The organism is Breznakia sp. PFB1-19, from assembly GCF_029893935.1.
Lineage (GTDB): Bacteria > Bacillota_I > Bacilli_A > Erysipelotrichales > Erysipelotrichaceae > Breznakia > Breznakia blatticola.
Genome location: NZ_JARXXJ010000012.1, coordinates 56,842 through 68,499 on the forward strand (window position 1 = coordinate 56,842; position 11,658 = coordinate 68,499).

The following is an 11,658-nucleotide window of genomic DNA, read 5'->3' on the forward strand; positions in this document are numbered from 1 at the left end:
TGCTCGCACATGCAATGGGTACTTTACTTAGTTGTACCTTTATTACTGTCGACAGTGATTACTCCCATCGTAAATCGTATCGGGATTAAATTAGATATTTATGCACATACAAATGAGCGAACCATTCATCATGGAAAAATTGCCAGAGTGGGTGGTATTGCTATTTATGTTGCATTTATCTTATCCATGACCTTCTTTATGGATGGAATTGATGATGCTTTTCGTGGTTTATTGATTGGATCAACGGTTATGTTTATCGGCGGTCTAATTGATGATATGTTGGATTTGAAACCCATACTAAAAATTGCCTTTCAAGTATTAGCAGCATATATTCTAATCAAAGTAGGTGGAGTCGAGTTAGGTGTGATTCACTTACCATTTGGTATTGTTATCAATATGGGTGTAGTTTCATTCCTAGTTACTTTTGTATGGATTATAGGGATTAGTAATGCCATCAATCTTGTAGATGGGTTGGATGGACTTGCTGGTGGAATTACAACGATTGTCTTCTTGACAATTGCTGCGATTTCCGTGGCAGATGATCGACCAGATATCGCAATGATTTCATTGATTATTGCTGGTTCAACATTAGGATTTTTATTCTTTAACTTTCATCCTGCGAAAATTTTCATGGGTGATTGTGGGGCTTTGTTCCTTGGGTTTGTGGTTGCCGCAATTTCCTTAATGGGATTTAAAGGTTCTACATTTATCACATTAGGTTTTCCAATGTTGTTATTAAGTGTACCAATTGTGGATACCTTAAGTGCAATTGTGAGAAGAACTTTTAGTGGAAAGAAATTCACGGATGCAGACAAAGGACATTTCCATCACGTACTCATGCGACGTTTTGGACATCGTAATACCGTACTTATTATTTATGCGATAACCATGTCATTTGGTATTGTTGCATATGTATACATTCTAAATCAAAAAATTGGATTGCTATGTGTGGCGTTATTATTTATTGGTCTTGAGATTTTCTTAGAGACTTCACAAATGATTTCACCAAAATACCATCCATTGATATCGATTTATCGAATTCTATTTAGAAAAAATGAGAAAGACGACAAAGAGTAAATCTTCGTCGTCTTTTTGTGTATTATGCTGTTTTTAGTTTGCTTATCAGTTTGTCAGTTATTTCTATATTTCCATATTTCATTGCAAGTAAGACAGAACCTTTATCTGGTGGTAAAACCGGTTCGACTAAGTCGATGTTAATATCTTCAAGATGTTTTCTTAATGGTTCTAAGATATAGGAACCACTTGAAAATACACCTCCACTATATGAAACTTTTGCGTATTCCATGTGTAGCGTATGATAAATTGCTTTTATGATGTCCGAAAGTTCTTTTGCTGCTTGATCGTATACTGATAAAATAGCTGGATCATTTTTTTGAGCTAGTATGTATGCGTGTTTAGCAAGTGCAGCGATTTGTGTGCGATCATAATTCATAGCAACAACACAATCACGAAGCATATCGGAGTCATTTGTCCAATTCATGATCTCATTTAAATAGGAATAAAGCATTGTTTTTTTATCTCGATGGTCACTTTGACGCGTATATAATCGTAACATGTTGCTAGCAATCCAATATGCACTACCCTCATCGCCAAGAAATGCGTGATGCCATCCACCTGAACGATAACTTTCATTATGTTCGTTAATTCCCATTCCGATACTTCCAGTTCCAGCGATAATGTTAATACCTGGTTTTCCGCCAAGCGAACCCGCTAATGCATTTTCGTTATCATTACCAATGGTAAAAGGAATTGACTGTAATGCGTTTTTTGCGCTTTGTTCAATCTTAGGATCATCATCGATAATATCACCATATCCAGCACATGCTGCAAAACAATAACTAATTTGATTTCGGTTAAGATTTGCTTGACTAAGGCAATCATCAATTCCATCATTGAGGACTTTTGTTACACCATCAAATCCGGCTTGTAGATAATGTGAGGTTGGTTGAATGGATTCAGAGATAATGGTTCCACTATCATCTGTTATTAGAAACTTAGTTTTTGTTCCTCCGCCATCAATACCTAAAAAATATTTCATTTTGATTTTCCTCCTGTAGATTCACGTTCGATTAGTGTGACAGGTAATGAAATTGTATAAATTTCTGTGTCTGTATTTGTAAGTAGTTCGTGAAGTCGTTTGATTGCAAGTTTTCCAATTGTTTTTGTAGGTACTTCAATCGTACTAAGTGGTGGGGTTGTATGTTCTGATGTAGGGATGTTGTTAAAGCCAATGACAGAAATATCATCCGGACATCGTAACCCAGATGCAAAAATGCGTCCAAGTATTACGGATCCCAGAGTATCACTACCTGCAAAGATAGCATCTGGTCGATTTTCAAGTGCAAGTATTTCATCGGTTTGCTTTCCGCATGTGTTAAGATCCCAATCACAATTTTTCACGATGGCTTCATCAAAAGGTAAATCATTTCCGCGTAAAGTTTCTCTGTATGCTGCCATACGCAATGTATCATCAAATACTTCATTAATTCCTGCACCACCAATATAGGCAATTCGTTTATTTCCTTTTTGGATTAGATGTTCTAAGGCAATTGTAGTTGCGCGATATGCATCAAAGGTAATGATATTTAGATTGCTTTGGATTGGATCAATACCAATAATGTGTGGGATTTTGCTTTGTAGTTGTTGCATCATGTCAGCCGGTAGACGCTCCATGATAATTACACCATCTAGTTCGAAATCTAAAAATTCTTTTAGTATTTCAGGTTTTAAAAGCTCATTATAATTCCTAGCAATAATTGGTTGAATGTCTAATTTCTCTGCCTCTGCTTCAGCCGCTGATAAAATAGATGTGAAATATGGGTCAGAATATTTTTCTGCAGTCAGTGCTAAGATGAAACCAACGCGCCATGGTTTCTTTTTTGTTTTTTTAGATTTGTATATATAGTTTAGGTCTGCAGCTGCGCTGAAGATCTTTTCTTTTGTTTCAGGTGTTACTTTAAAACTCTCGTCATTAGATAATACACGAGCAACAGTAGCTAAAGAAACGTCTGCTTTTTTTGCTACATCTCTCAAATTTGACATAATAATTCTCCTTGTTTAGTAAACAGTATAATACATTATTCATACATAATCAAGCAAAAATATCAATGTAAGGGTTTACATACGAAAATATGTGTGATATTATCGCAGTATACAAGATAAACATTCACTTATGTTTAGTAAACAAGGAGGAGAAATGAGAAAGAAGATTACATTTATTGGAGCAGGTTCTTTAGACTTTACTATAGATCTTGTAAGAGACATTCTTACGTTCGATAGTTTTCAAGATTGCGAGATCTGCTTAATGGATATTGATGAAAAAAGATTAGAATATTCAAAAATGGGTGTGGAAAAGATTTTGAATAAAGGTAAATATCCAGCAACAGTAAAAGCAACAACCGATCGGCTAGAAGCTTTAAAAGATGCGGATGGAGTATTAATTACAATTTTACAAGGTGGAGTTGAAGTTTGGCGAAATGACATTGAAATTCCTAAAAAGTATGGTGTCGATATTTGTGTGGGTGATACAAGAGGACCGTCAGGGATCTTCAGATTTTTACGAACTGCACCAATTATGTTAGATATTATCAGAGATTGTGAAAAGGTTTGTCCAAATGCGATTGTATTGAACTATACAAATCCAATGGCAATGTTAGTAAGTTACTTACAATCACAAACAAAGGTAAATGTTACAGGTCTATGTCATAGTGTACAAGGAACAGCGAGTATGCTAGCTGAGTGGATCGGTGCAGATCCAAAAGACATTGAATATACATGCGCTGGGATTAATCATCAAGCATTCTATTTAGAATATAAGTGGAATGGTGAGGATGCATATCCAAAACTTAAAGAAGCAATTCAAAAACCAGAAATCTATAATGAGGAAATTGTGCGTAATGAAATGTTTAAGTATTTTCATTACTTTCCAACAGAATCAAGTGGACATAACTCAGAATATATTCCTTGGTTTAGAAAAAGACAGGATTTAATTGAAACGTATTGTTTACCAGGAACTGGATGGAATCCTGGAGCTTATGGGTATATTTTAGATGAATATCTTGAGCGTGAAGATACATGGGAAGATGAATACAAAAAATGGTTAGACGAAGGAGAGGTTGAATTAGAAAGAGGGGAGGAATATGCATCATTTATATTCAACGCAATCTTTGGAGACCATGAACCATTCTACTTCAATGGAAATTTACGAAATCAAGGTTACATAACAAACTTGATGGATGGAGCGTGTGTAGAAGTTCCAGTAGTAGCTACAAAAATGGGAATTACACCAATTAAAAGACTTACGTTGCCTGATCATATCGGAGCACTTGTTTCCAATTCATCAAGATTGGAAGAACTTGCAGTAAGAGGAGCAATAGAAAAAGATCCATATCTAATTTTTAGTGCAATCTTAATGGATCCACTTACTGCTAGCGTATGCAGTATGAAAGAAATTCGCGAAATGGTAAAAGAGATGTTTGAAGCAAATAAAGCATATCTAACATACTTTAATCCAATTAATTTTTAAAAAGAAAACATAGAGGAGACAGAAAATGAAATTTTTAAAGGCATGCTTAGCATGTATGTTGGTTTTTACGCTTACCGCTTGTGGACAAGGATCATCAGAAGAGAATAGTGATAAAACCGTATTAACTTTTTGGGGACATCAAAATGAAGCTTGGAATAAAGCATATGAAGAAATGGCTGCTAAATTTGAAGCAGAAAATGAAGATATTGAAATTAAATTTGAATTCTTCCCATATGATCAATTCGAGTCAAAAGTACAGACTTCTTTGCTTTCACAAGAAGGTGGAGCAGATATTTATGAATTATGGGGCGGTTGGGGTATCGATTTTGCACCAACAGGTGCACTAGCTCCAATCAACGACACACTAACAAAAGAGATTCTAGATGGATATTATGAACCAACATATGGATCACTAATGTTTGAAGAAAAACTGTATGGGTTCCCATTAGAGTTCAATATTGAGTATGGTGGAATGATTATAAATGACAATATATTAGAAGAAAAGAGTATTTCAGTTCCACAAAACTGGGAAGAACTTCGTGCTGCCGCGAAAAATGCAACAGTAAAAGATGGAGATACATTTGTGACTAAAGGATTTGACTTTGTAAACTGGGATTCAGTTACATATATGTTTACATCAATGATTATGTCACAAGGTGGCTCATATCAAAATGAAGATGGTACATTTACATTCAATACTGAAGAAGGAAGAAAAGCATTTCAAGAACTTACGGATATGGTTGTTAAAGATGGTGTAACCGATTTATCAGGTTTAACAGGTGGTGAAGGTCTTGAAGGATATCAACAACTATTTGCAGGAACAACTGCAATGGTACCAAGAGGGCCATGGACAATCTCAGAAGGTGAACTTTCATTTGAATTGAAGTATGGAGAAGATTTTGATTATGTTTCTTTACCATTCTATGGAGAAACGCAATCATTTGCAGCAGAAACAGGTTGGTCATTAGCAGTTAATGGAAACAGCAAAAAAAGTGATGCAGCAATGCGTTTCTTAGAATTCTTTGCACAAGAAGAAAACTTGTTAGAATTCAACGTAGCATGTGCTCAAATTCCAGCAAGTAAAGAAGTTGCGCAAGATCCAGAATTCATAAAGAAAATGCCTTATGCAGAACCATTAGTTAAGATTTTAGATGATGGACACTTTGTTGGATATTTCAATACGGATACATTCAAAGAAAAAATCAATGAAGTGTTTACGGAATATGCAATAGGTGGATATGCATCAGTTGATGATGCATTAATGGATTTAGATAAAAAACTAAATTCCGCAATAAATAAGTAGGGGGATGGGGAGATTTCTCCCCTTAACTCCATAAAGGAGAAGAAAATGAAAAACAAGAAATTTGTGAGAATTGTTCTTATTCCAGTATTTATTCATATGATTGTCTTTATCATTATGCCAATTGTTGCTGGATTAGGGATGTCGTTTCTTGATTATAATCCACTTCGTTCGATAAACGAGTTTATAGGATTTAGCAACTTTGAAAGATTACTTGCAGATGACAATTTTAAAATTGCTTTAGTTAATACATTGGTATTCGTGCTTGTAACCGTATGTATCAATATCATTTTGTCTCTAGTTCTTGCACAGTTGATAAATATGTTTAAATCAAACAAAACAAGAAGTTTGTTTAGAATGATTTTCTTCTTACCATGTGTTGCACCACTGGTTGCTTCATCTGTGGTTTGGGGAAAAAGTATATTTCCAACTGTGAATGGATTAGCCAATATGATCTTGAATGCACTTGGTTTGTCGAGTGTTAACTGGATAGGTGATCCAAGTATGGTTATGATATCTATCATTATATTTACGATTTGGGCAGATATTGGATACAACGTAATTTTGTTTACGGCTGGGCTTGATGGGATTCCAAAGGACTACTATGAAGCAGCAGAACTCGATGGAGCAAACGGTTTTCAGAAATTTAGATATATTACTGTGCCATTACTAGGTAGAACTTTTGCGTTTGTCACATTGATGACATTAATATCACACTTCCAAATGTTTGCACAGTTCTCGGTAATGATTTTAAGAAATGGTCCAGCAAATTCTGGACTTGTATTAACAAGTTATATTTATAAAACGGCATTTGAAACCAAAGATATGGGATATGCATCTGCGATCTCGATGGTGTTGTTCATCATAATCTTGGGAATTACGATGGTTCAACAAAAAGCAAACAAAGTAGATTGGGAGTATTAGTATGAAATTTAAAATAAAAAGAGAACAGGTTGTTCGTTTTAGTATATTTTTGCTTCTTGCATTAATTGCTGTATTCTTCATACTTCCATACATTTGGATGATTTTGAATTCTTTTAAATCAACGAAAGAGATTTTAATGTCACCAAAGAATATTTTCCCAGAACACTTTACACTTGATGCATACATAAAAGTATTAACAAATTCACCATTCTTTACGTGGTTTAAAAACAGTGCATTTATTACCATCACAAATACACTAGTCATTTTGTTTGTGAGTGCAATTGTTGGGTATGTGTTTTCGAAATATGAATTTCGTTTCAAGAAAACGTTATTTATGATTGTTCTGGCTACAATGATGGTTCCAGCACAAACAACAATGATTCCATCATTCTTATTAATCGATAAGCTTGGCTTGTACAATACAGCAGGTGCATTAATTTTTCCTACATTTGTTAATGCATTTGGAATTTACTTGTGTAAACAATTTTGTGATGAGATTCCAGCTGAAATTATAGAAAGTGCAAAACTTGATGGTGCGGGCGACATTACAATATTCTTTAGAATTGTACTGCCAATGATCAAGCCAGCAATTGGAGCGCTTGCAATATTTACATTCTTAACATACTGGAATGATTATTTAAATCCATTAATTATGTTGAGTGAAGTAAAAAATATGACACTACCTTTAGCGTTATCATTCTTTGCACAACAACATACAGCAGATTTAGCAGCACAAATGGCAGCATCAGCATTAATTATGATACCAGTAACCATCGTATTTATGACATTCCAAAAATACTTTATCAAAGGTATCGCAATGACAGGTATGAAATAGAGGAGTCACCATGGCAAATATAGAATTAAAAAATATAAATAAGTTTTACGATAAAAATGTACATGCAGTAACTGACTTTAACCTTGAAATTCAAGATAAGGAATTTATTGTATTTGTTGGTCCAAGTGGATGTGGAAAAAGTACAACATTGCGTATGATTGCAGGATTGGAAGAGATCTCATCAGGTGAATTATATATTGATGGTGTATTAGAAAATGATCGTCCAAGTAAAGATAGAGATATTGCGATGGTATTTCAATCATATGCTTTATATCCACATATGAGTGTATATGACAACATGGCCTTTGGTTTAAAATTAAAAAAGACACCAAAGGATGAAATTGATAGACGAATCAAAGATGCTGCACAAATCTTGGAAATAACGGATTACTTAAAGCGAAAACCAAAACAATTATCAGGTGGTCAAAGACAACGTGTAGCTTTAGGTAGAGCGATTGTAAGAAATGCAAAAGTGTTTTTAATGGATGAGCCTTTAAGTAACTTAGATGCAAAATTAAGAGTACAAATGCGTTCAGAGATTATTCAATTACATCAAAAAATAAAAGCGACTACAATTTATGTAACGCATGATCAAACAGAAGCGATGACAATGGCGACACGACTTGTCATAATGAAAGATGGCTTTATTCAACAAATTGGAACACCAAAAGAAGTATATGATCATCCAAAAAATCAATTTGTTGCCGGATTTATTGGATCTCCTGCAATGAATTTCATTGAAGGTGTAATTGAGGATGGATGTTTTAAGTTTAGCGATTGTAGTTTTAAATTACCAGAGATCACGCATAAACGATTGACTGACTACCATGGAAAGAAAGTAACAATGGGAATCCGTCCTGAAGATATCTATACAGAAAAAATTGTTGAGCAAACATATCCGGAAGTAAATTTTGACTTCAAAATTGAAGTAAGTGAATTACTTGGACATGAAACGATTATTCATGGATGCATCGACTGTCATAAATTGATTGCAAAAGTAAATGCAAGAAATAATGTAAAAGCAGGGGATGTAATTAAGGTTACATTTGATGCAGATAAACTACATTTCTTTGACCAAGAAACAGGACAAAGTGTTTTGCATGAAACAAAATAAAGTACCAAAACCTCAATGTATAGTAAAAAAGACTGAGGTTTCATATCCGAAATTTCCAGTAATTGATTTTCATACACATATGGGGAAGTTAGTTTTGGGTGATGGATATGAACGTATGTATAATACAAAAGAACATGTCAAACGCCTTAAAGAGCTAGGGATAAAGCACACTGTAAATCTTGATGGAATCTGGGGAGATGAACTTGATAAGATGCTTGAAAAGGTTGGAGATGAAGAATCATTTATCACAACATTTTGTTGGATAGATGTGACAAAAATAGACGACGATGATTTTGATGCATGGGTGATCAATCATCTAGAAACGGCATATAAAAAAGGATGCAAAGGGATTAAAATGTGGAAAGTAATTTCACTAAATCAAAAAGATGCATCAGGAAACTATATTCGTACGGATGATCCAAGATTAGCTGTTGTCTATAACACGGCAGCACGACTTGGGATGGTGATTTTAATTCACATTGCAGATCCAACAGCATTTTTCGAGGAAATAAATGAAGAAAATGAACGATCCATTGAACTTGCGATGCATCCAGATTGGCAATTTGGAAAACCAGAGCAATATTCATTTGATGAATTGATGCAAATGCAAGATCATATGATCGAATTATATCCAAACACGACGTTTGTTGTAGCACACTTTGGCTCCTATGCAGAGAATTTAACACATGTGGCAAATCGTTTGGATAGGTATCCAAACATGTATATAGATATAGCAGCAAGAGTAGCTGAACTAGGTAGAGTTCCATATTCGGCTCGAGAGTTTTTCATTACGTATCAAGATCGAATTGTGTTTGGAACAGATGAAACACCTTTAGATTATTTTCAATATCCACTAAGTTTTCGCTTTCTAGAAACTAGTGACGAATATTTTCCATATTGGGAAGACGAGACAGGCCCTCAACAAGGAAATTGGTATATATATGGATTGCATTTACCAGATGAAGTGCTAGAGAAAATATACTATCGGAATGCGTGTGCATTATTGGGTATTGAATGATAATACACGAACAAATATAGGGTTTGTTCGAAATTGACGATTGCTACACATAAACAGTCGTCTTTTTTGTGTATGAAGATGCGTAAGGGTTCATGGAATAAGTTAAATAATACATAAGGTAGTTCAATTCTTATTATTTTATAGATTTCTAAACAAAATGGACTACATAGACTTTGGAAGATTTCAAAAGCAAATGGATATATACTTTATTTTACTCATATGCTATATTTTATTTGGAATGAAAGTATCAGTACTCTTTTAATAAAAAGATAAATCTGAAAAAGTATGTGAAGTATGAGGGGGTAAACAGTAATGAAAATAAACAAGAAAATACTTACTGCGTTGATTGTGGTTGGATTTACATTGTCAGCTTGTGGCGGAAATGATAAAGAAACAACGAAAAAAGATAATGTAATTAATGATGAACGCACTAGTGAAAGTCAAACTGCTGATTCGGTTTTAGACCATGTTGATGGTGTCGAATTGGTCGATGCAAACAAAATTGAAGCAATGAAGATTGAAGCGTATGGAATGGGAGGCGAATCTCCAAAAGAGGGCAAATCAGTTGTGTATCCTGCTAAAAATCCAAAGCTTTATGTTCCAGCAACAGTGCAAAGAGAAACCGATACATACATTTTATATAATTACGACAAAATTGAAGTTGATTCTAATGGAAATTATCTTGAAGGTAGTGCTTTTGAGGAATATCATACACAAGATAATACATCTATGTACGATGTGTATCTTGGAAATGGGGAATCTTTAGATGGATTTATTTCTAAATCATCAAAAGAACAAGCCAATGAAGGAATATTTATTTTTGAAAAAGATGGAAAGTTGTATAAATTTGAACTTATGTCATTTAACATTTTGCATTCATATGGTGATAAATATGTTATAAAGGATGATAAAGTCTTTGCTCCTATTTCGGTATTTGATAATGCAACTGGTGAAATTGATGACGAGTATCAATATGATTTGATTGTTCAAGATAAATCAGTTCGTAAAGAAATGATGAATAAATAATGGATAACTTTAAAAACTGTGTTTAGATTTGGATATATATGCCACGCTTACACAGTTTTTTTAGTACAAGTATTGTATGTGTTATGATTCTATATGCTAAAGATTTTTAGAGTAATGAGGTCAATAATCAATAATTTATGTTAAAACGTAAAAGGTTTACAAAATGAAAAAAGTAGGAGTAACTGTGAATAAAGACAATAAGTAATATTCGCTACAAAAACTATTTTTTATTTGTTCAAAGTCAAAAACTATCCGTTGACTAGTGTTTTTGATTCAGTAATAAATTTCAAATTCAATAACAATTACAAAGTATGTGAGACGGAGAATCAATTATAGTTGTAAAAAATGGAGGATAAAATGGAGACAACTTTATACCATGGTTCAAGAATGTGTTTTGCAAAGTTCGATGAAAAATTCATTGGTAAGACGAATTCAGTTTCGTTTGGTAGGGGGTTCTATTTTACTCCAAATAAAGAAAAAGCTCTGAAATACTGTCGTAATGATGGGTATTTATATGAATGTGTCGTTGATTTAAAAAAGCCCCTATCTCAAAAGAAGATAACTTTATCAGATACAGAATTGTATGAAATTTTTTTTGTTTTTGAAACTAGAATATCCATAACGCAAGAGTATATTGAAAAGGTCAAAGAATATCTAGAGACTGATATTGGTATATTTTCGATGCTCCAAGAGGAGACAGGTAAAATAGGAAAGTTTTACAGCAAAATTGGATATAATTACAGCGTTGTTGAAGATCCAAATGAAGTTGATGCTTCATATATTATCCTTAATTGCGAGGATATAATAAATAGAGCATAGCTCTATTCGTGGGCATTTCCCCGCTGCTTGCGGCGTAGTGTCTTGTGTAATACAATGATTGTATTGCACAAGAGGT

11 protein-coding genes are annotated in these 11,658 nt (G+C 33.9%); 9 read left to right on the forward strand and 2 right to left on the reverse strand.

Going from position 1 to position 11,658, the window contains the following annotated elements:
• The first annotated feature begins 9 nt into the window (after window positions 1–9).
• The gene (locus M2098_RS07260) at window positions 10–1,077 is read left to right on the forward strand and encodes an MraY family glycosyltransferase (protein ID WP_280683181.1); all 1,068 of its coding nucleotides are present in this window, start codon (window positions 10–12) and stop codon (window positions 1,075–1,077) included.
• A gap of 22 nt (window positions 1,078–1,099) precedes the next feature.
• On the opposite strand, the gene M2098_RS07265 is transcribed toward M2098_RS07260, so the two are convergent.
• A complete protein-coding gene (locus M2098_RS07265) occupies window positions 1,100–2,059 on the reverse strand; it encodes a BadF/BadG/BcrA/BcrD ATPase family protein (protein WP_280683183.1) in 960 nt (319 codons plus the stop codon).
• A complete protein-coding gene (locus tag M2098_RS07270; protein ID WP_280683185.1) occupies window positions 2,056–3,063 on the reverse strand; it encodes a LacI family DNA-binding transcriptional regulator in 1,008 nt (335 codons plus the stop codon). Before M2098_RS07270 ends, M2098_RS07265 begins: the two co-directional genes overlap by 4 nt.
• Window positions 3,064–3,217: 154 nt before the next feature.
• Between M2098_RS07270 and melA the strand changes: the two genes are divergently transcribed.
• From melA to M2098_RS07310, 8 genes are all read left to right on the forward strand, one after another.
• Complete coding sequence (gene melA / locus M2098_RS07275) at window positions 3,218–4,546, forward strand: alpha-galactosidase (protein WP_280683187.1); 1,329 nt, start codon at window positions 3,218–3,220, stop codon at window positions 4,544–4,546.
• A gap of 25 nt (window positions 4,547–4,571) precedes the next feature.
• Window positions 4,572–5,849 (forward strand): ABC transporter substrate-binding protein, encoded by a 1,278-nt coding sequence (locus M2098_RS07280; RefSeq protein ID WP_280683189.1) that lies wholly within the window; start codon window positions 4,572–4,574, stop codon window positions 5,847–5,849.
• Window positions 5,850–5,894: 45 nt separating this feature from the next.
• Complete coding sequence (locus M2098_RS07285; protein WP_280683192.1) at window positions 5,895–6,770, forward strand: sugar ABC transporter permease; 876 nt, start codon at window positions 5,895–5,897, stop codon at window positions 6,768–6,770.
• A 1-nt stretch (window position 6,771) separates the two neighbouring features.
• The gene (locus M2098_RS07290; protein WP_280683194.1) at window positions 6,772–7,605 is read left to right on the forward strand and encodes a carbohydrate ABC transporter permease; all 834 of its coding nucleotides are present in this window, start codon (window positions 6,772–6,774) and stop codon (window positions 7,603–7,605) included.
• 10 nt (window positions 7,606–7,615) lie between these two features.
• Window positions 7,616–8,719 (forward strand): sn-glycerol-3-phosphate ABC transporter ATP-binding protein UgpC, encoded by a 1,104-nt coding sequence (gene ugpC / locus M2098_RS07295; protein ID WP_280683196.1) that lies wholly within the window; start codon window positions 7,616–7,618, stop codon window positions 8,717–8,719.
• Window positions 8,706–9,737: an amidohydrolase family protein gene (locus M2098_RS07300; RefSeq protein WP_280683198.1), complete on the forward strand. Its 1,032-nt coding sequence runs from the start codon at window positions 8,706–8,708 to the stop codon at window positions 9,735–9,737. The genes ugpC and M2098_RS07300 overlap by 14 nt, the downstream gene beginning before the upstream one ends.
• Window positions 9,738–10,049: 312 nt before the next feature.
• Complete coding sequence (locus tag M2098_RS07305) at window positions 10,050–10,763, forward strand: hypothetical protein (RefSeq protein ID WP_280683200.1); 714 nt, start codon at window positions 10,050–10,052, stop codon at window positions 10,761–10,763.
• Between the two features lie 357 nt (window positions 10,764–11,120).
• A complete protein-coding gene (locus M2098_RS07310; RefSeq protein ID WP_280683202.1) occupies window positions 11,121–11,582 on the forward strand; it encodes a hypothetical protein in 462 nt (153 codons plus the stop codon).
• Window positions 11,583–11,658 lie beyond the last annotated feature (76 nt).